Annotated in this window: 1 protein-coding gene; it reads right to left on the bottom strand. The window is 69.3% G+C overall.

All coding sequences use genetic code 11. The annotated features are described in order from the left end of the window. Nucleotides 1–329: TetR/AcrR family transcriptional regulator (locus tag GV790_RS29070; protein ID WP_163818015.1), on the bottom strand; the 329-nt coding region annotated here is incomplete at its 3' end. Nucleotides 330–401 lie beyond the last annotated feature (72 nt).

The following is a 401-nucleotide window of genomic DNA, read 5'->3' on the forward strand; positions in this document are numbered from 1 at the left end:
TCGCTCACCCGCTCGTCCAGCGACACGAGCAGCGCTCGTGGATACCGCCGGGCAATTGCGCGGTGCAGGTCACAGTAGGCGCGCAGGCTCTCTCGCCATCGAGTGGGATCGAGTTCGGGAGTCGGCCACCCGGACAGCCACAGCTCGACCGCTCGATCAACGACCTCCTGCCGAGCCCGGACGTGCCGGTAGAGCGCACGGACGGTCACACCGAGATCGGCAGCAAGGTCCTGCATCGACACCGACGCGAATCCGCAACGCCCGGCGCGATCCAGCATCGCCGAGGCGATCGCGTCGGCGGTCAGCGTCGCCCGGCCACCCCGGGTCATCGGACTACGGCGGCGACGACCGGGCGGGAGCGGTTCGGACACAAGACCGGACAGTACCGCACGGGGTTAACG

It is taken from the genome of Nocardia cyriacigeorgica, from assembly GCF_010858045.1.
GTDB classification, from domain to species: Bacteria; Actinomycetota; Actinomycetes; order Mycobacteriales; family Mycobacteriaceae; genus Nocardia; species Nocardia cyriacigeorgica_E.